The sequence below is a fragment of the Devosia sp. Root436 genome, assembly GCF_001426345.1.
Taxonomy (GTDB): domain Bacteria; phylum Pseudomonadota; class Alphaproteobacteria; order Rhizobiales; family Devosiaceae; genus Devosia.
This window is the reverse complement of the sequence record NZ_LMEM01000009.1, coordinates 611,751-630,959: the sequence shown is the minus strand read 5'-3', so window position 1 is coordinate 630,959 and position 19,209 is coordinate 611,751. Positions and strand designations below refer to the sequence as shown.

Annotated in this window: 17 protein-coding genes; 11 read left to right on the top strand and 6 right to left on the bottom strand. The window is 62.4% G+C overall.

What is annotated here, in order from left to right:
- Window positions 1–177 precede the first annotated feature (177 nt).
- The 6 genes from ASD04_RS07990 to ASD04_RS07965 all read right to left on the bottom strand — a co-directional run bounded on the left by ASD04_RS07990 (window position 178) and on the right by ASD04_RS07965 (window position 5,475).
- A complete protein-coding gene (locus ASD04_RS07990) occupies window positions 178–1,653 on the bottom strand; it encodes a hypothetical protein (RefSeq protein WP_056255099.1) in 1,476 nt (491 codons plus the stop codon).
- Window positions 1,650–2,597: a glycosyltransferase family 2 protein gene (locus ASD04_RS07985; protein WP_244488273.1), complete on the bottom strand. Its 948-nt coding sequence runs from the start codon at window positions 2,595–2,597 to the stop codon at window positions 1,650–1,652. Before ASD04_RS07985 ends, ASD04_RS07990 begins: the two co-directional genes overlap by 4 nt.
- The gene (locus ASD04_RS07980) at window positions 2,594–3,334 is read right to left on the bottom strand and encodes a class I SAM-dependent methyltransferase (RefSeq protein WP_056255095.1); all 741 of its coding nucleotides are present in this window, start codon (window positions 3,332–3,334) and stop codon (window positions 2,594–2,596) included. The genes ASD04_RS07985 and ASD04_RS07980 overlap by 4 nt, the downstream gene beginning before the upstream one ends.
- Before the next feature lie 116 nt (window positions 3,335–3,450).
- Window positions 3,451–4,113: a methyltransferase domain-containing protein gene (locus ASD04_RS07975; protein WP_056255093.1), complete on the bottom strand. Its 663-nt coding sequence runs from the start codon at window positions 4,111–4,113 to the stop codon at window positions 3,451–3,453.
- On the bottom strand, window positions 4,113–4,535 hold the full coding sequence (locus ASD04_RS07970) for an EamA family transporter (RefSeq protein WP_156461157.1): 423 nt from the start codon (window positions 4,533–4,535) through the stop codon (window positions 4,113–4,115). Before ASD04_RS07970 ends, ASD04_RS07975 begins: the two co-directional genes overlap by 1 nt.
- A gap of 208 nt (window positions 4,536–4,743) precedes the next feature.
- Window positions 4,744–5,475: a class I SAM-dependent methyltransferase gene (locus ASD04_RS07965; RefSeq protein WP_056255087.1), complete on the bottom strand. Its 732-nt coding sequence runs from the start codon at window positions 5,473–5,475 to the stop codon at window positions 4,744–4,746.
- Window positions 5,476–5,759: 284 nt separating this feature from the next.
- On the opposite strand from ASD04_RS07965, the gene ASD04_RS07960 reads away from it, so the two are divergent.
- From ASD04_RS07960 to ASD04_RS07910, 11 genes are all read left to right on the top strand, one after another.
- Window positions 5,760–5,942: a hypothetical protein gene (locus ASD04_RS07960; RefSeq protein WP_056255083.1), complete on the top strand. Its 183-nt coding sequence runs from the start codon at window positions 5,760–5,762 to the stop codon at window positions 5,940–5,942.
- Between the two features lie 173 nt (window positions 5,943–6,115).
- Window positions 6,116–6,979 carry a flagellar motor stator protein MotA gene (gene motA / locus ASD04_RS07955; RefSeq protein WP_056255082.1) on the top strand — a complete coding sequence of 288 codons (864 nt, stop codon included), beginning with the start codon at window positions 6,116–6,118 and terminating at the stop codon, window positions 6,977–6,979.
- Between the two features lie 20 nt (window positions 6,980–6,999).
- The gene (locus tag ASD04_RS07950) at window positions 7,000–7,923 is read left to right on the top strand and encodes a flagellar motor protein MotB (RefSeq protein ID WP_056255078.1); all 924 of its coding nucleotides are present in this window, start codon (window positions 7,000–7,002) and stop codon (window positions 7,921–7,923) included.
- Between the two features lie 164 nt (window positions 7,924–8,087).
- Window positions 8,088–9,056 (top strand): acetylxylan esterase, encoded by a 969-nt coding sequence (locus tag ASD04_RS07945; RefSeq protein ID WP_056255076.1) that lies wholly within the window; start codon window positions 8,088–8,090, stop codon window positions 9,054–9,056.
- Window positions 9,057–9,133: 77 nt separating this feature from the next.
- On the top strand, window positions 9,134–10,138 hold the full coding sequence (locus ASD04_RS07940) for a LacI family DNA-binding transcriptional regulator (protein WP_056255073.1): 1,005 nt from the start codon (window positions 9,134–9,136) through the stop codon (window positions 10,136–10,138).
- A 584-nt stretch (window positions 10,139–10,722) separates the two neighbouring features.
- The gene (locus ASD04_RS07935) at window positions 10,723–12,540 is read left to right on the top strand and encodes a heparinase II/III family protein (RefSeq protein WP_056255070.1); all 1,818 of its coding nucleotides are present in this window, start codon (window positions 10,723–10,725) and stop codon (window positions 12,538–12,540) included.
- 404 nt (window positions 12,541–12,944) lie between these two features.
- On the top strand, window positions 12,945–14,582 hold the full coding sequence (locus ASD04_RS07930; RefSeq protein ID WP_056255068.1) for an ABC transporter substrate-binding protein: 1,638 nt from the start codon (window positions 12,945–12,947) through the stop codon (window positions 14,580–14,582).
- Window positions 14,583–14,813: 231 nt separating this feature from the next.
- On the top strand, window positions 14,814–15,806 hold the full coding sequence (locus ASD04_RS07925) for an ABC transporter permease (RefSeq protein ID WP_056255064.1): 993 nt from the start codon (window positions 14,814–14,816) through the stop codon (window positions 15,804–15,806).
- Window positions 15,806–16,951, top strand: a complete 1,146-nt coding sequence (locus ASD04_RS07920; protein WP_082531068.1) for an ABC transporter permease — start codon at window positions 15,806–15,808, stop codon at window positions 16,949–16,951. Before ASD04_RS07925 ends, ASD04_RS07920 begins: the two co-directional genes overlap by 1 nt.
- A 186-nt stretch (window positions 16,952–17,137) precedes the next feature.
- Window positions 17,138–18,157, top strand: a complete 1,020-nt coding sequence (locus tag ASD04_RS07915) for an ABC transporter ATP-binding protein (RefSeq protein ID WP_056255061.1) — start codon at window positions 17,138–17,140, stop codon at window positions 18,155–18,157.
- Window positions 18,154–19,194, top strand: coding sequence for an oligopeptide/dipeptide ABC transporter ATP-binding protein (locus ASD04_RS07910; protein ID WP_056255059.1), 1,041 nt, complete (start codon window positions 18,154–18,156; stop codon window positions 19,192–19,194). Before ASD04_RS07915 ends, ASD04_RS07910 begins: the two co-directional genes overlap by 4 nt.
- Window positions 19,195–19,209: the final 15 nt, after the last annotated feature.

The following is a 19,209-nucleotide window of genomic DNA, read 5'->3' as shown; positions in this document are numbered from 1 at the left end:
ACGGACTTTGCTTTATACACCGGGGAGTTATCGGGGATTTTGGACTCGCGGACTTTAGTGGCATTGCAGTAGTCATCTGCCCGCAATCTTGCCTTCAACGTCGCATCAGCACTACGGGGTCACCGGTGCCCTGCTATTCTGTACGTGGCGGTGCACAGCCAACCCTCGTCCGGAGAGCTAGCGTTCGAACGTGGGGCCAACCAAGTCTATGTCGGTATCAAGAGACTTGGAGGAGAGATAAAAGAACAGCGCCTCGGCGGATTCGCCGGGCCGGAGCGCTGTGCCAGCTCGCTGGTCGAGCACTCTGAACTGGCTCTCCACCCTGCTGCGAATGGCCTCGATGCCGTCGACGTTGCCAACCGACCAGCCGGCCAAGGCCAGTCCCGAGAGCAGCACCGTAGCGCCTGTGGCCACCTGCAATTTGGCGATGCCGAACCGTCGCGCCGCTGCCGCCGTGACAATGAGGCAGATGCCCAAGCAAACCGACGGATGGATCATTCCATATAGCCGCCCGTGCACGCTACCCCAGAGCAGAGAACTGCTGATGTCGGATGCGTTCATGCTGATCGGTATGAGGAGGAGCAGCGTGACAGACCAAAGGATGCCCTGAACGGATAAATCCTGAAGGACTGATGTTGACATCGATCGGCCGGTGAGCTGGCCAAATACCTTTGCCTGGAGGCTCAAGATGGGCTTCCTCGCGAGAAATACGCCTGCGAGCACCGTCGCGCCCGCGGCGCCGATGGCTAATAGCGTGACGGATGAAACAGAGCTGACCGCGCTCCACAGGAGCGATCCTCGCAGTAGGTAGATGGAAATGCCCACACCGGCCAGACCTGCCACCACGGGGCGCCGGAAGACGTGGGGCTGGCGAATGAGGTCCGCTGCGACGAAGGCTAGCGTAAAGAGACCGATATAGTCCTGATGCCAGAATGCACCGAACAGCAGCAGGCTGTATGAGGATGCAGGCCGATCGCTCCAGCGCAGGAGCATTATCAACATCAGCAACATCTGGGCCCGGTTTTTCGCGGGGGGATAGTAAGGGGAAAATGCCGGTGTTGGATCGATCAGCGTGTGCCAAAGGCTGTCCGAAAACCTGCCTGCCTCGATGGTCTGCTTGGCGATGAGTTCGAGCGTATAGCCGTCGCCCATCCAATTGCCGACCAAATCCAGCCCTAGCAGCAGAAGAAGGGCCAGGGCAAAGGCGATGCCGACAGTGGGGTCACGGCGCGTTATGAAGATCGCCGCGACGCCCAGGGCAATGGCAAGGGCCTCGGTCGAATAGGCCCACAGAGCGACGCTCGTCATGTAGGTTGGATAATCAGAGAGGCCAACGGTGGCTTGGCCAATCCACGCGGCGACCGCGATCCATCCCGACGTGAAAAGGTAGTTCTGGCTGGCACCCAGCGATTGCCGCATATCGGAGCGGGTGAACCACTCAATGCCAGCGCCGACACGCTCCAGGAAGGCATTGTAAACGGCATAGTGGCCCGCGATGTCGCCGGTGCCGAACTGCAGCATTCGCGCAGACTGGTAAAGCCAAATGAGGTCATCGTCGGCCTCAAGTCGGTACGCGAGATATATCCAGACCTGAATGCCGATCAGCAGGGCGCAGCCGAGGAAGATGCCGATGCGCAGTGCCCGGTCCGTCATGCCTTCCGTCCCTGCGGCAGGCGTGGTGTCTTCGAAATGTCGATGGTGAGGAAGCCAAGGAGCGACTGAAATCCGATGATGATCGGCAACGCGGCCAGCATTACGGTTCCGGCCGATGCCTCGACGCCTCGCTGTCCAGCCGACCACCAGTTTGCCACGCCAAAGGTCAGGCCGAAAATTGTCAGCAGCAGCCCGATGGGGAGCAGCAGCGATCCCATGTTGAGGTCGCGAAGGTAGTAGGTATAGCCGATGCGTCGAATGGCATTGCCGACATTGCCGATGGCGAACGGCCAGGCATTGTGGATGACCTTGAGCCCGCTCAGTTCGGCGCCGTAGATGGAACGGATGGGGATATCCCTGACCACGGCGCCCACCAGGTAGAGGCGGAACAGCATGTCGCTTTCGAAGAAGTATCGCCGAGCAACCTTATGGGCTTCGACGTTGCGGAAAGTCGCCGCCCTGAGTGCGATGAAGCCGTTCGTCGGATCGAACACATCCCAATAGCCGCTCGATACCTTCGTGACGAAGGACAGCACTGCGTTGCCAACGATGCGATGCGCCGGCATGCCGCGGAGGTTGTCCAGATAGAAGAAGCGGTTGCCTTTGCAATAGTCGGCTTCGCCGGCCGCGATCGGAAGCACGAAGTCGCTGATCAGCCGGGCGTCCATCTGCCCGTCTCCGTCGATTTTGACGATTACGTCGGCGCCATCGTCGGATGCCTGCTTCATGCCAGTTAGGGTCGCGCCGCCCACGCCCTGGTTTGCCTCGTGAAAGATCACCGACACGCGAGGATCGCGGATCTCAGACGTCACCAGCGTTCCCGATCCATCCGGGCAGCAGTCATCGACGACATAGATGCGGTCCACTTCTGGACCGATACCACGAACCACCTCGAGGATGTGGGAGGTGACCCGGTACGTGGGTATGACGACGGCGGTCCTCACTGGCGGCCCAATCGATTGAAGATGTGAACGTTGGTGTCGGACGGAAATACACGCAGAAGGGGGGTCGCAGCGACCACTGCGCACCAGGTGAAGATCGAGGCGATCAGGCCGGCGCTGCGGTCATACCGAAGGCGCTGCCACAGACCCGAAACCGGCGCGGAGCCGAGGGGCGCCATGGCAACCTCTGCAAACCCGTGCCGGGCTGCAAAAGCCTGGAGCTGTTTGGGGTTGAAGTATGAGAGATGCGGGGAGGCGAAGTTCTTCTGCCACATTCGCTCGAAAGGCCCCGCGATTCCGACCCGCATCAACGCCGATGCGGCCCGATAGAACGGGCCGGACGAGCTCGGGATGTTGATCAGCAGCACGCCGTCCGAACTCAGGTGCTGAGCGCATGCGTCAATCGCACCTTCAATGTCGGGCAGATGCTCGAAAACGTCGTTGAAGGCGATTACGTCGAAGCGCTCGTCTCGCTGGAGGTCCTGCGGGAAAAAGCCCGACCTGACTTTCACGCCGGCCTGCTTGGCGATCTCGAACATGTGTGGGTCGGGCTCGATGCCCTCTGCCTGGTAGCCAGCCTCGGACGCCATTTGAACAAACCAGCCGTGGGCGCAGCCAATATCGAGGAGCCGGCCGTACGGGCGAGCGGATTTGAGGAGGCCCAGGATTTGGCGGAAGTTCTGGTGCCGCAGATCCTTTAGCGCACGCAGACGGGTAGGTTCGTCGATCTGCTCCATCATGCCTTCGTCAAGGACGGCCGGTACGAGACTAGAAGAGAGAAAGCCACAAGCCGAGCAGCGCCGCAGCCAAGGCGCGACATAAGGCACCATCTGGCCATGGCATACGGGGCAGGGCACTAAACGCGCTCCCAGCATGTGATGCTGAAAAGTCGAGTAGGGCCGAAGTTGATGGGCAGGCCGCGCTGCGCTACCCGACGAAAGCCGTTCTGGGAAAGGTAAGTTTCTACCTCGCTAGCGGTGTGGAAATGATCGTCCGGCTTGGTAATGCCGAACATGGCGCGCAGGCTGGTGTAGAGCCAGGTCTCGGTGGGCAGTGACGTATAGAGATTTCCGCCCTTGCGTATCCATCGGCGTAGAGCCTTAACGGGTGTGGAGAGGTCCGAGAAATGCTCGAGGACGTCGGCGGCGACCGCGGCATCAAATGCCCCCTCGCCATAGTCGAAGGTTGTGATGTCTTCCTGGTTGACGGTCGTGTTGGCAAGCGCGTAGCGGGCGACGACTTTCTCGGCGCACTGAGGGTCGAGGTCGATGCAGGCGACTTTTTCGAACAGCCGCGCGAGAGTCGGTAGGAAGACGCCGCTGCCGCCACCAAAGTCCAGGCATGACCGACGGCGGCCTTCGTGCCTCATCAGGGCGGCAATCGTTGTCAGACGGCTCCAAAACACGCCTCGGATGGCTGGATTGGGGTGAAAATACAGCGTGGGGGTGTGAATATTCCCTGCGAATATCTCGCGAAGGAAGTCGGCGTCGACATAGACGAAATCAGACGATGTGGCCATCAAAGCACCGATACAATTATCCCGACCGCGATGGCCGCGGCGCCGATTATGCGTGCCGCGGTCAGGCTCTCGCCAAAAAACACGCTCGACGCAATAGGCACGATGACAAAACTGGCAGCCATGAACGGATAAGCGACGCTCAAAGGCGTCGACCTGAGCAGCCAAATCCAGAGTAGCGTGGCCGCGGCATAGATCGCTGCCCCTGCCAAAAGTGGCGGGCTGGTCGCAAGGTCGAAGAGGCTCTTGCCAGGTGTGAGCGACCGGATCGCAGCAAACTTGAACAATATCTGGCCCGCTGAGATGGCCATAACGCAAACGAGCAGTGCCAGGCCATCGGTCGCCTTCATTGGATTACCACGCTTCACCCCGATCTTCTTCGACGCCTTCGGCGTCTGTTGCACGGCGGTATTCAAAGGCATCATTTTCGGAGTCGTAGCGACGATGGTAATGGCCAGCTATACCGCCAATCTTTCGACCCTAGATATAGGTGATACCGACAGGAATATGGCGCACGAATTTCCTATCGGTGCCCCCGCCGTGAATGACCTTCACCAAATGAGCACGGTTCTCGCGATCGTCTTGAGGTTCATTGACGTCCCTCCACATTCATTATGGGCGCGGCATGAGCCATCAATCGCCTTTGGTGATCAAAACGGCAAGCTGCATGTGGTCGCGGTAGTAGCCGACATACTCGAAGCCAAGCCCCGAGCTTGCGAGGAATTCCTTGAAAGCCTTGTATTCGTGGTCCCGGTATTCGGGATAATTCCAATACTCATCGAACAGGATGACCGTACCCGGACGGATGAATTCGGCCAGCGTCTCAAATCCTGTTTTAGCGGAGGAATAGAGGTCGCTGTCTACGTGGAAAAGCCCGATCTGACCCGGATTGGTCGCGGCGAAGGGCGCCAAGGTCTGGTCGAACCAGCCGTTATGAATGACGATGTTGGGCTCGCTGAACACCGGAGCTTTGATGGCGAAGGCGCCCTTCTTGGCCCTGGCGTGCCAGTCCTCGGGAAGGCCCTCGAACGAGTCGAAACCGTGGATGGTAACCGTGCGGCCAAAAGCCTTGGCGCTGGCGGCGAGGTGGCGCGTTGAAGTGCCCGTCATGACGCCCAGTTCGACCCATGTTGGCAGGGTTGGATCAGCCCGACTTACCGAGGCGTCCACCAGCTCAGCATAGGTCTGGAATGCCGTAGCGCCTGCAAGCTCCTCTTGCTCGAACTTGTAGGCTTCAATCGCATTAACCACGTCACGGCGATATTTCTCGCTCTTTTCGTGAATGACCGAGGATCTGATTAACGCCTTGACCACCCTCACATAAACCGGGTGGACAAGGACGGCCCTCACGAACTTTCTGAACAACAGCCGCCCCTCCCTTTTTTAGGGGCGCACCTTCAACGGCCAGAGTCGCGTCGTCAAGCCGGTCAGTTCGATACCTCTTCTGCCCCGGCGCTTCGCTACCATTCAAACCCCGGGAAACCGGGGGTTTTTTCTTTTTTGGGGATAGACCTCCGTCCTGCCGGGCCGATTTGCCGGGACCGCGCCAGTTAGGCCTAAAAAACCGTTCTCCTTTGGGTGGCGCGGTAGTCCGCTATAGTGCCCGCGATTGATCTTGCGGTGTAAAGCGGTGGATTTGGATATTCAGGGTGACGGGCGGGTTCTATTACCTCGAATGCGCGATGCGCGCCGCGGTGCAGGTCGAATTCCAGCGCGCCGGACTGGGACCGGCCCGGTCGCCAGCGAAACTGGCCTGGTACTATCGCCCCGCCGAGGTCTTCCAGCGCCCGGTCATCGATGCGCGCAGTCAGCGGGGCCTCTGGCATAGCTGAGCCGGAGCGGCGGATTCAATTCAACTCGCCTTATCGATCTTAAGTGTTGTGGCACGGCCAGCCAGGCATGGTGCAACCGGGCGAGAACCCATGGATAAACCGGCTGTTAAGGTAAACCGACCGATAATGCCGACCTGGAAACGATGTCGTCCACAAGGTGAGTTTCAGGTCTTATGCGTCTTCTTATCGGCATCGTTATCGTTATCGGCGCGGTCATTGGCGGGTATCTCGGGGTTGGCGGCCACATGTATGTGCTGTGGCAACCCTTTGAATTCGTCATCATTCTCGGCGCGGCCATGGGCGCCTATGTGATCGGCAATACGGGGCCGGTGCTGAAACAGACGCTGGGCGTGTTCGGCACGCTGTTCAAGGGCCCGAAATACAACAAGGCGGCCTATGTCGAACTGCTCGGCATGCAGTTCAGCCTCTATAAGCTCGTCCAGTCCAAGGGCATCCTGGCGCTGGAACAGCATATCGAAAATCCCAATGAATCGACGCTGTTTGCGCGCTTTCCGACCTTTGCCAACAATCACCACGCGGTGGAATTCGTCTGCGATTACCTGCGCATGGTGACGCTGGGTTCCAACAATGTCCACGAGATGGAAGCCCTGATGGACGAGGAGCTGGAAACCCACCACCAGGAGAATGAGCGCGTCGTCAATGCCATGCAGGCGCTGGCCGATGGCACGCCGGCCTTGGGCATTGTCGCCGCCGTGCTGGGCGTGATCCATACGATGGGCGCCATCAGCGAGCCGCCCGAAGTGCTCGGCCACATGATCGGCGGCGCGTTGGTGGGCACGTTCTTCGGCGTGTTCGTGGCCTATGGCTTTTTCGGGCCGTTCGCCCAGTCGCTGCGCAATATCTACGAGGCCGAAGACAAGTATTTCCTGTCGCTCAAGGTGGGCCTGCTGGCCCATATTTCCGGCCAGGTGCCGGTAATGGCCATCGAATTCGCGCGCAAGGCACTGATGTCGGAAGACCGGCCGAGCTTTGCCGAAATCGATGAGGCCACGGCCAACCTGCCCGCCGCGACATAGGCACGACCCAGGAAGCCAGAATGGCGAATTTCGACCAGCCGATCATCATCAAGAAGATCAAGAAGCACAAGCACGCCCACCATGGCGGCGCCTGGAAGATCGCCTATGCCGACTTCGTGACCGCCATGATGGCCTTCTTCCTGCTGCTGTGGCTGATCAGCATGACCACGCCGGAGCAGAAAGAGGGCCTGGCTTCATATTTCGCGCCACCCAATATCAGCCCGACGACCAGTGGTTCGGGCGGGTTGATGGGGGGTACGGCGCTGGACGACAATGCGGATGCGCTGATGCGGGGCTCGGCCCCCGATGTGACGGTGGATGCCTCGGTGACGCCCAAGGGCGAGGAGTTCGGCACGGTGACCGGCGCGATGAGCGGCCGCGACCAGCAGCAGGGCAATGAATTCGAGGCCTCCAATGCCTCCCAGTACGATCTCAAGGCCGATGACGACCAGGGCTTCCATAGCGCTGCCGCCAGCATTCGCCAGGCCTGGCAGTCGCTGCCCGACATTACCGAGATTGCCGACAACCTGATCGTGGAGGAGACCGACGAGGGCCTCAATATCCGCATCATCGACCAGGAAGGCCGGCCGATGTTCCCCGAGGGATCGAAATATCCCAACGAGGTGACGCGGCAGGCCATCGCGGCGATTGCGCCCATCCTGCAGAAGCTGTCGAGCCCGGTGCGGATTTCCGGCCATACCGCGGCAGGCGGCGTCTATGCCAATCCGCGCTACGGCCCGTGGGAGCTTTCGGCGGACCGGGCCAATACGGTGCGGCAGATCCTGGGTGAATTCGGTTTGGCAGACGACCGCGTCTATTCGGTGGTGGGCCGCTCGACGGTGGACCCGTTCTTTCCCAACGACCCCTATATGGCGGCCAATGAGCGGATCGAGATCACGCTGCTGCATGAGGAGCCGCCGGTTCCGGCCGGGCTGAAGCCGTAGCACCTCTTATTCCTCTCCCCCTCGGGGAGAGGTGGCTCGGGCGAAGCCGAACCGGTGGGGGATTCTGTGGGTTTTCCTCGACCTCCCTCATCCGCCGCTGCACGCCACCTTCTCCCCGATGGGGAGAAGAATGAAGCATCCGCCAATTTGCCAGGAGTCCTGCCGTGCCCTTTCCCGATCTGATCCAGCCCGAACTCGGCGCCTATCATAGCAGCGTCCGGACGCCGGGGGATTTCTCTGATTTCTGGGCGGCGACCATTGCCGAGGCGCGGGCGATCGGGGGTGCGGTCAGCATCGTCAAGGCCGACACCACGCTGAAGGCGGTGGAAGCGTTCGACGTGACCTTTCCGGGCTTTGGCGGGCATCCGGTCAAGGGCTGGCTGGTGCTGCCGGCGGGCCGGACGGGCAGGCTCCCGCTGGTGGTGCAATATCTGGGCTATGGCGGCGGGCGGGGCTTTCCGCATGAGCAATTGCACTGGGCCGCGTCGGGCTATGCCTATTTCCGCATGGATACGCGCGGGCAGGGCAGCGGCTGGTCGATGGGGGCGACATCGGACCCGGTGGGCACGACGCCCTCCATCCCCGGCATGATGACCAAGGGCATTCTCGACAGGAACGACTACTATTACCGCCGCGTGTTTACCGACGCGGTGCGGGCCGTGGATATGCTGGTGGCGCAGGATTTCGTCGATGCCGACAGGATCGCCGTTTGCGGCGGCAGCCAGGGTGGCGGCATCTCGCTGGCGGTGGCCGGGATCGATAAAAGGGTCAAGGCGGTGATGACCGACGTGCCTTTCCTCTGCGACTATCCGCGCGCGGTGCAGAAGGCGGGCCGCGACCCCTATCTCGAAATCGTGCGCTTCCTGGCGCAGCATCGCGACAAGAAGGCCAAGGTCTTCGAAACGCTCAATTATTTCGATGGCGTCAACTTCGCGCGGCAGGCCAAGGCGGCGGCTCTGTTCTCGGTGGCGGTGATGGACGAAACCTGTCCGCCATCGACGGTCTATGGCGCCTACAATGCCTATGCCGGCGCCGACAAGAGCATCGAAGAGTACGAATTCAACAATCATGAAGGTGGCCAGGCGTTCCAGGACCGGGCGCAAATGGTGTGGCTCGGCAAACTGTTTGGGTGAGGGGATAAGTTCGCGGCGGGACTTGCGCTGCTCAAAAAACGCAAATATTGCGTAGATGAGACAGCGAGGCAGATCCCGTGGCGACCCAGAAACGCGCAAACCAGGCCGATATCGCGGAACGTCTCGGCGTTTCAGTGAGTACGGTGTCGCGCGCCCTGGCCAACGAGATCGGCATCAGCGATGCGGTGCGGCGCGACGTGCAGCGCATGGCGCGCACGCTGGGCTACAAGTCCAAGCATAACATGGCGGTGGTGACGGGGGATAAGCGCGCCGTGGCGCTGGTGCCGCTGGGCAGCGCGACGAGCGGGCTATCGGGCTTTTATTTCGGCATTGTCGAAGGCATGCGGGAGCAAGCGGCGGCGGCCGGCATGGCGCTCGACCTGCGGCTGGTCAATGAATCGGCGGTGACGCTGGAGCTGATCCGCAAGCAGGTGGCGCAGGCCAATGCCGGCGGGCTGCTGCTGGCGGGCATCGATGGCTGGGACGAGTTGGCCGCCTGGTCGACGGAGGCCGAAGTGCCGGTGGTGCTGGTCAATGGCAGCGATCCGATGATGCGGATCAGCTCGGTTTCGCCGGCCAATTACTACGGCGCCTATATGGCGACGCAGCGCCTGCTGGATGCCGGGCACCGCAAAATCCTGCATTTCACCCATAGCTACCGGCCCACCATCCGCCAGCGGCAGCGCGGTTTCGAGCAGGCTATCGCCAAGACGGCGGGGGCGGTGGGCACGGTGGTCCATACCGGCGAGCGGCATACCAAGGAATTGCTGGCCGACCTGCTGGCGGGAAAGCATGACGTCACCGCAGCCTTCATCTGGAACGATATCGCCGCCGTCGAGATGCTTGAGGGCATCTATGGCGTCGAAAGTCCGCTGCCGCCGAATTTCTCGATCATCGGCTTCGACGACCTGCCATTGGCCAGTATCGCGACGCCGCGGCTGAGCACGACCCGCGTCGACCGCGAGGCGATCGGGCGCGGCGCGGTGCGGCTGCTTGCCGAGCATATGGATGGCGAAATGGCGGTGCAGCAGCTGGAGATCGGGGTGAGCATGGTCGCGGGCGAGACGGTGTTTCCGGGGTAGGAACACGGCTGTTGCAGTCGCCGCCCCTCACCCTTGAGAAGAGGAGAATTATGCCCAGGTCCACTGAACGCGCGCTCCCTCTCCCCTGAGGGGAGAGGGCGGGGTGAGGGGTTCAGTGCTGGTGAAAGGTTCGTGCCCACCGCAACGCTGAACCCCTCACCCGGCGCTGCGCGCCGACCTCTCCCCTCAGGGGCGAGGTGACTTGCGCTCCACTCCACATTCGTTCCCTATGAGCGCGGAGGGTGGCCCCGGTGGGTGGGGATAAATTCTTCTGCCACCTCTCCATCACACCCCGAAATCGCGTCAACACCCCCGGCCTGATGTTAGCACACTGTTAGCATTTGACGGCGGGATGGGTGATTTTCCGCCGTCTATGCTGTTGTCGGATCGACGCAAAATGAACAAATTTGCGTAAGTTGCGTGATTTGCGCAAAAAGATTGAAATGACGCAAAAACTGTCTTACCGTTAGCTTGATTGCATAAGTCAGGGTCGCTGACCTGTGGGAGCCTGTCCTCGATCAAGAAGGGCAGCACGGCAGGAACGGTGGCACAGCGCCCGGTGTGGCGCCGACGGGAGGAACGGCATGGAATTGCGGCGGTGGAACGTCAAGCACGTCCGCATGGTGCTCGACAGCGCGCCGGCCTTTACGCCCTTCCCCCGGGGTGCGTCGGTGGGAGAGGTGCGTGGCCGGGTAGGCGAAGCCGCCGTGGCCCAGTTGCTGGCGGCGGCGGAGGCCGACAGGTCCGCGCCGATCCCGGCGCTTCCGGCCGAACTCTATCTCGAATTTCAGCGCAACGGCCGGCGCGAGGGCTATGAAGATGCCCAGCGCCAGCGGCGCAACATGCTCTATCGGCTGACGCTGGCCGAATGGCTTGACGGCAAGGGGCGGTTCACCGCCGCCGTCGAGAATATCGCCTTTGCCCGGCTCGAAGAAACCAACTGGGCCTGGCCGGCCCATGCGCGGACGCTCGACTTTCCCGACCGGCCGACGGTGGACCTGGCGGCGGCGATGACCGGGCTGGACCTGGCCGAACTCGATTACCTCTTGGGTGACACGCTGTCGCCGGGGTTGCGGGCGCGGCTGCGCAGCGAGACCGACCGGCGCACCATCCGCCCGTTCCTCGAGCGGAACGATCATTGGTGGCTGCATACGACGCCGGCCCGGCAGGTCAATAACTGGACGGCGGTCTGCGTGGCGGGCGTGGTCGGGGCGGCCTGCTATTTCGTTGACGATCTGGACCGGCTGGCGGAGATCATCACGCGCGGGCTGCATAGCCTGGCCGACTATCTCGAAACCTTCGACAGCCAGGGCGGCTCGTCGGAAGGGCCCGATTACTGGTCCTATGGCTTTGGCAATTTCGTAGTGCTGGCGCATCTGCTGGCGGCGCGGACCGGCGGCGCCATCGACCTGCTCGATAACCCACAGGTCCGCGACATCGCGCGGTTCCCGGTGCGCACGGTGCTGACGCAGGGGCTGTGGGCGAGTTTTTCGGATTCTGACAGCAATCCCAATTTCCATCCCGGCCTGCTCAGCCACCTGGCCGACCGGCTCGACCTGCCTGAGCTGACCGAGCTGGGCATGCGCAACGACTTCGTGGTCGACCATTTCAACCAGTTCGTCTGGCCTTTGCGCCAATATGCCTGGCCGCTGCCGGACAAGCATGTCGCCTTCGGCGGCACCGCGCATGACTGGTATGGCGACATGGCCTGGATGATATCGCGGCTCGACCCTGCCGATCCGGGTTCGCTGCGCCTCGCGGTCAAGGGCGGGCACAATGACGAGATGCACAACCAGAACGATGTCGGCTCGCTGATCGTGGTCAACAAGGGTCGCGTCGTGCTGACCGATCCGGGACGGGGGCGCTATTCCAAGGCCTATTTCGGGCCCGATCGCTACCAGAACATCATGGCCTCGTCGCGCGGACATTCGGTGCCTGTGGTCAATGGCCATGAGCAGGCCGAGGGCGCCGAGCGCGCCGCCAGCGTAGTGGGACACAGCCATGGCGCTGACAGGGACGTGCTCACCATCGACATGGCCGCGGCCTATCCGGAAGCGGCCGGGTTGATCCAATTGCGGCGCGAAGTGGCGCTGGACCGGCAGGCGCCGGGCGGGCGCATCACGCTCAATGACAGCTTTGCCTTTGCCAATGGCGGCGGCGATTTCCAATCGGTGCTGGTGACGCCGCTGGATGTCGAGATCGGCGCGAATGACGTGCGGATCGGCGATGCCGATGGCGGGGTGCGCGTGAGGTTCGATCCGGCCCGCGTGGCGGTGACCACCGAGACCCATCGCGGCGTCGAAAAACAATATGCGCCATCGGTCGACCTGACCCGCGTGCTGTTCACGGCGAGGGAGCGGCCGGGCCGGGGCGCGGTGACGCTTGAGATCGCGCCGCTCTGAGGCGGCGTGAAAAGAGCTTGCAGGCGGGGGCATCTCGGCTGCGCGGCGGATGAACCGCCAATCTTGGAGGAAGAACCCGGAGCACGGTGCACCGGGCAAGGGAGGACTAACACGATGAAGCCCAACGTCTTCATGCAACGCACCCGACTTACGGGGCTGGCGAGCGCAGTGGCCCTGGCCACCATGCTCGCCGCGGCCCCGGCGCTGGCGCAACAACAGGCGCCGATGCTCGACGAGCTGGTGACCAGCGGGGCGCTGCCGCCGCTCGAAGAGCGCCTGCCGGCCAATCCGCTGGTGATCACGCCGGTCGAAAGCGTCGGCACCTATGGCGGCACCTGGCACTCGGCGCTGCGCGGCGGCCTCGACATGCCTGGATCGCCCGCACCGTCGCCTATGACGGGCTGGTGCGCTACGACCGGGAATGGAAGTCCATCATCCCCAACCTGGCCGAGAGCTGGGAAGTCAGCGACGATGCGCGCACCTATACATTCCACCTGCGCGAGGGGCTCAAGTGGAACAACGGCAAGCCGTTCACCAGCGCCGACATCGAATTCGCCGTCAACCTGCTGCATGAGCCGACCTATGCCGGTGGTGGGGGCTTCGTGAAGAACCCGGCCAACCCGGTCAGCATCGAGGTGGTGGACGACACTACGTTCAAGTTCATCTTCGAGAATCCGAACGGCGTGATCATGGACGAACTGGCCAGCGTCAACGGGCTGACCATCGTGTCGCTCTCCAAGGATTATTGCGGCCAGTTCTATCCGGGCACCAACCCCAATGCCGCCGAGGAAGCCAAGGCGGCCGGGTTCGAGACCTGGGAATTGTGGATGCAGGATCGCTGCTCCTGGGCCACCGAAACCATCCGCTGGGCCAATCCCGACCTGCCCTTCATGAACGCCTGGATGATCGAGGAGCCGCTGACGGGCGATGCGACCCGCACGACCTTCGTGCGCAATCCCTATTACTGGAAGGTCGATACCGAGGGTAACCAGCTGCCCTATATCGACCGGCTGGAAATGCGCATTTCGGACTCGCTCGAAGAAATCACGCTGATGGCGCTCAATGGCGAGATCGACTTCCAGGATCGCCATATCTCGACCGTGGCCAACCAGCCGCTGTTCTTCGACGGCCAGGAGGCGGGCGACTATCGCATGGGGACGGAAGTGCAGTCCTCGTCCAATACGATGGTCATCCAGTTCAACCTCAACCATGTCGATCCGAAACGCCGCGAGCTGTTCCAGAACAAGGACTTCCGCATCGGCATCAGCCATGCACTCGACCGCATGGAAATCATCGACGTCGTCTTCACCGGGCAGGGCGAACCCTACCAGGTGGCGCCGCGGCCGGAGTCGCCCTACTACAACGAGACCTATGCCAAGCAGTATACCGAGTTCGACCCGGCACTGGCGGCGCAGCATCTCGAAGCGGCCGGCCTGGTGAAGGGCAGCGACGGCATGTACACCTTCGCCGATGGCTCGCCGCTGACCATCACCATCGACACCATCGCCTCGCTCCGTCCGGAATGGCCGGATATGCTGGAACTCATCCAGCTCCAGCTCGAAGCGGCCGGCATCAAGATGGAAATCAACAATATCGACCGCACGCTCTACTACGACAAGCGGCCGCTGGGCGACTATGACGCGCAGGTCTGGGGCGGCGATGGCGGCCTCGATGTGGTGCAGGAGCCGCGCTACTACATGGCCTTCAGCCCTGAATCGGTATGGGCGTTCCGCTGGCAGGCCTGGTTCAACGGCACGACGCCCGATATCGCCGAAGAGCCGGCGCCCTGGGCCAAAGAGCAGATGGACCTGCTGACCTCGCTGCGCGGCGAGGGCGACCCCGACAAGCGGGCCGACCTGATGAAGCAAATCCTGACCATCGGCCAGGAAAACTTCCCGGTCATCGGCGTGAGCCTGCCTGGCGACACCTACTACATCGCCAAGAACAATGTGCGGAACATCCCCGACACGCTGTTCCAGGCGTATCTGTTCCCGACGCCGGCACCCTATGATCCGTTCCAGTGGTACTTTGCCGCGGAATAGGATCCCTCCCGCCCTCCGCGGCGCTTGCGGGTGCCGCGGAGGGTTGAGACTTCTTCCCTTCTCCCCATGAGGGAGAAGGTGCCCGAAGGGCGGATGAGGGGTTCTTTCGGCCCTTCCGGCTTCGCGCAAGCGGAGAGAACCCCTCACCCTGCAATTCTGCTGTACGCAGAATTGCTCCCTCTCCCTCAAGGGGAGAGGGAAGCCCCGAGTCCAGACGAACAGGAGACGCCCATGCTGCGTTTCATTGGCGGCCGATTGATAGCGATGGTGCTGACCATGTGGGCCGTGAGCTTTGTGGCCTTTGCCATCATCCAGCTGCCGCCGGGCGATTACCTGACGACCTATGTGGCGACGCTCAGTGCCAATGGCGACCGGGTCGATCCGGCTGCCATCGAGGCTTTGCGCCGGCAATATGGCTTCGGCGAACCCTATCTGGTGCAATACTGGAAGTGGATCGCGGGCATCGTGACGCGCGGCGATTTCGGGCAGAGCTTCGAGTGGAAAGCGCCGGTGACGACGCTGATCTGGGGGCGGCTGGGCAACTCCATCCTGCTCGAAGGCCTCGCCGTCATCGTCATGTGGCTGGTGGCCCTGCCCATCGGCATCTATGCGGCGGTGCGCAAATATTCGCTCGGCGATTACCTGGCCACCATTGGCGGCTTTATCGGCCTGGCCATTCCCAATTTCTTCTTCGCGCTGATCCTGATGTATCTGACCTTCGTCTATTTCGGGCAGACGCTGGGCGGCATGTTCTCGCCTGAATTCGAGACGGCGCGCTGGAGCCTGCCGCGCATATGGGACTTCCTGAGCCATGCCTGGGCGCCCATCCTGGTGCTGTCGACGGCGGGCACGGCCGAGCTGATCCGGATTCTGCGGGCCAATCTGCTCGACGAGCTCAAGAAGCCTTATGTGACCACGGCGCGGGCCAAGGGGCTCAGCGAATTCCGCACCATCATCAAATATCCGGTGCGGGTGGCGCTCAATCCGCTGGTCTCGACCATCGGCTGGCTGCTGCCGGCTTTGGTATCGAGCTCGGTCATCGTCTCGGTGGTGCTCAACCTGCCGACGGCCGGGCCGCTGCTGCTGCGCTCGCTCACGTCGCAGGACATGTATCTGGCCGGCGCCATCATCATGCTGCTGGGGGTGCTCACCGTTATCGGCACGCTGATCAGCGACCTGCTGCTCGCCTGGATCGATCCCCGCATTCGGTACGGGAGCAAATAATGGCCGTGGAAACCATGACCCGGACGACTGCCATTGCCGAGGTTCCGGTGCGCCGTGCCCGGCGCGAGAGCCAGCTCGGGCTGATGTGGCGGCGCTTCAAGCGGCACCGGCTGGCGCTGGTGAGCCTGTGGGTCGTTCTCGCTTTCTACCTCGTGGCCTTGCTGGCCGAGTTCCTGGCGCCGGCCGATCCATCGGCCTATAGCGCGCGCTACACCTATGCGCCGCCGCAGGGCATCCAGCTGTTCTCGACCGGCGAGGACGGCTCCTGGCGCTTTTTCCCGCATGTGAACGGCTATGCCACCGAGATCGACCAGAAGGCGATGCGGCGGACCTTCGTGATCGATCCGGAGGTGGAAATCCCGGTGCAGTTCTTCGTGCCGAGCGATCCTTATCTGCTGGCGGGGGTGATCCCGATGTCGGTCAAGTTCATCGGGGTGACCGAAGCGCGGGCGCCGTTCTATGTGCTGGGCGCCGACCGGCTGGGCCGTGACCTGTTGAGCCGGCTGATCCACGGCACGCGCATTTCGCTCTCCATTGGCCTGGCCGGCGTGACGCTGAGCCTGTTCTTCGGCATCATCATCGGCGGCTTTGCCGGCTATTATGGCGGCTGGTTCGACAGTGCGGTGATGCGCGTGGTCGAGTTCATCCGCTCGATGCCGACCATTCCGCTCTGGCTGGGGCTGGCGGCGGCTTTGCCCAAGGACTGGACGGCGCTCCAGACCTATTTCGCCATCACGGTCATTCTCAGCCTGATCGGCTGGACCGAGCTGGCGCGGGTGGTGCGGGGGCGGTTCCTGAGCCTCAGGACCGAGGATTTCGTGACGGCGGCGCAGCTCGACGGGGCCAGCGACTGGCGCATCATCACGCGGCACATGGTGCCCAGCTTCATGAGCCACATCATCGCCGCGGCGACCTTGGCCATTCCGGGGATGATCCTGGCGGAGACGGCACTGAGCTTCCTCGGGCTGGGATTGCAGGCGCCGATCGTCAGCTGGGGCACGCTGCTGCAGGACGCACAGAATATCCGGACATTGGCCACCGCGCCGTGGCTGCTGACGCCGGGCATCTGCGTGGTGGTGATCATTCTGAGCATGAACTTTTTTGGCGATGGGCTGCGCGATGCAGCTGATCCTCATGGGCGGTAGTGCGATGGTTTTGAGCGTGTCGATGGACTCCCCCTCACCCGTCTCGGCCTGCGGCCGATCCACCCTCTCCCCGACGGGGAGAGGAATAAGAGGCGTCGCGGCTCCGTGTTCTTCTCCCCGCCGGGGAGAAGGTGGCCCGAAGGGCCGGATGAGGGGGAATGTGTCCCCGAATAAAGAGGCCTGGTCATGACCCACCCCATCCTCACCATTTCCGACATGTCCATCACCTTCTCCTCGCCCGACGAGGCCGATATCGAGGCGGTGCGGCAGGTTGATCTTACGCTGACCCCTGGCAAGACGCTGGCGCTGGTGGGTGAGAGCGGTTGCGGGAAATCGGTCACGGCGCGGGCCGTGTTGCGGCTGCTGGACAAGAATGCGGAAATCCGGCGTGGCTCGATTGTGTTTTCGCCCGGCGACGAACAGCCGACCGATATCGTCAAGCTCAAGCAGGACAGCCTGCCGCTGCGGGCGATCCGGGGTAACCAGATCTCGATGATTTTCCAGGAGCCGATGAGCTCGCTGTCGCCGGTGCATACAATCGGCGACCAGATCGACGAGATGATGGTGATCCATGAAGGGCTCAAATCCAAAGCGGCGCGCGAGCGCACGGTGGCCCTGCTCGACCAGGTGGGGATACCCGGCGCGCGGGAGCGGGCCGATGCCTATCCGTTCGAGCTGAGCGGCGGGTTGCGGCAGCGGGCGATGATCGCCATGGCTTTGGCCTGCACGCCGCAATTGCTGATCGCGGACGAGCCGACCACGGCGCTCGATGTGACCACGCAGGCGCAAATCCTCGACCTGTTGCGGCAATTGCAGGCCGATTTCGGCATGGCGATGCTGTTCATCACCCATGACCTGGGTGTGGTGGCCGAAATCGCCGACGAAGTGGCAGTGATGTATCTGGGCGATGTGGTGGAGCAGGGCGATGTGCATGATGTGTTCGCCCGGCCGAGCCACCCCTATACGCAGGCGCTGATGGCCTCCATTCCCAAGATGGCGCGCAAGGCCGAGCGGGTGCGGCTCAGCCCCATCAAGGGCACGGTGCCGGCGCCCAGGGACCGGCCGGAAGGCTGCGCCTTTACCAGCCGTTGCCCCTATGCGTTCGAACCCTGCGCCACGATAAGGCCGGAACGGACCGAAGTGGGGAACGGCCACCATGCGCGGTGTCACCTGCTGACGCGCCAACCTGCGGAGGCGGTGGCATGAGCGCGCTGCTGACTGTCGAACACCTGTCCAAGCATTTTACGCTCAGCGGCGGCTGGTTCGGGCCGGAGCGGAGGCTCGATGCGCTGACCGATATCAGCCTGACGGTGGAGGCGGGCGAAACGCTGGCCATTGTTGGCGAAAGCGGTTGCGGCAAGACCACGCTGGGGCGCTGCATCATCAAGGCGCAGCCGGCCAATGAGGGGCGGGTGGTCTATCATCCGAAATCGGGCGGCGAGGTGGAACTGAGCGCGCTTTCCAAGCGGGAGATCAAGCCGTGGCGGCAGGATATCCGCATGATCTTCCAGGACCCGATGAGTTCGCTGAATCCCAATATGCGGGTGTTCGACATCGTCGCTGAGCCGTTGCGCATCCACAGGATCTGCAAGGGAAAGGAACTGGAAGAGCGGGTGATTTCCACCTTGGAAAAGGTGGGTATTCCAGCCGAAGCCGTCGGGCGCTATCCGCATGCCTTTTCGGGCGGGCAGCGGCAGCGCATCGGCATTGCAAGGGCGCTGGTGCTGGACCCCAAGCTGGTGATTGCCGACGAGGCGGTGTCGGCGCTTGATGTTTCCATCCAGGCGCAGGTGCTGAACCTGCTGGAAGATTTGAAGGCCGAATTCGGGCTGACCTATATTTTCATCAGCCATGACCTGGGGGTGGTGAACTACATCGCCGACCGGGTGGCGGTGATGTATCTGGGCCATATGGTGGAGAACGCGCCCACTGAAATGCTGTTCGAGCGGCCACGCCATCCCTATACCGAACTGCTGCTGGAAGCGCTGCCGATTGCCGATCCGCTGCGGCGCAAGGGGCGCAAGAAGGAAGTGCTGGGCGAGATTCCGTATCTGGGCAACCGGCCTGTGGGCTGCCCGTTCCATCCACGCTGCAAATATGCCGAAGACAAGTGCCGTAGCGAAAAGCCGGCTTTGCGCCCCATCGAGGGGACGGCGCAGCAAGCGGCCTGCCATTTTGCCGAGAAACTCCATTTGAAGGGTGCGTATGAGGATGCGCCGGAGGCGGTGCTGCATGAGGCGTGAAGCGCTCCTGGGTCT

What these genes read in the sequence shown, in the direction of transcription:
- ASD04_RS07990 (WP_056255099.1), bottom strand. Translation starts at nt 1,653, where the DNA reads ATGACGGACCGGGCACTGCGCATCGGCATCTTCCTCGGCTGCGCCCTG.
- ASD04_RS07980 (WP_056255095.1), bottom strand. Translation starts at nt 3,334, where the DNA reads ATGATGGAGCAGATCGACGAACCTACCCGTCTGCGTGCGCTAAAGGAT.
- ASD04_RS07975 (WP_056255093.1), bottom strand. Translation starts at nt 4,113, where the DNA reads ATGGCCACATCGTCTGATTTCGTCTATGTCGACGCCGACTTCCTTCGC.
- ASD04_RS07970 (WP_156461157.1), bottom strand. Translation starts at nt 4,535, where the DNA reads ATGATGCCTTTGAATACCGCCGTGCAACAGACGCCGAAGGCGTCGAAG.
- motA (WP_056255082.1), top strand. Translation starts at nt 6,116, where the DNA reads ATGCGTCTTCTTATCGGCATCGTTATCGTTATCGGCGCGGTCATTGGC.
- ASD04_RS07950 (WP_056255078.1), top strand. Translation starts at nt 7,000, where the DNA reads ATGGCGAATTTCGACCAGCCGATCATCATCAAGAAGATCAAGAAGCAC.
- ASD04_RS07935 (WP_056255070.1), top strand. Translation starts at nt 10,723, where the DNA reads ATGGAATTGCGGCGGTGGAACGTCAAGCACGTCCGCATGGTGCTCGAC.
- ASD04_RS07925 (WP_056255064.1), top strand. Translation starts at nt 14,814, where the DNA reads ATGCTGCGTTTCATTGGCGGCCGATTGATAGCGATGGTGCTGACCATG.
- ASD04_RS07920 (WP_082531068.1), top strand. Translation starts at nt 15,806, where the DNA reads ATGGCCGTGGAAACCATGACCCGGACGACTGCCATTGCCGAGGTTCCG.
- ASD04_RS07915 (WP_056255061.1), top strand. Translation starts at nt 17,138, where the DNA reads ATGACCCACCCCATCCTCACCATTTCCGACATGTCCATCACCTTCTCC.
- ASD04_RS07910 (WP_056255059.1), top strand. Translation starts at nt 18,154, where the DNA reads ATGAGCGCGCTGCTGACTGTCGAACACCTGTCCAAGCATTTTACGCTC.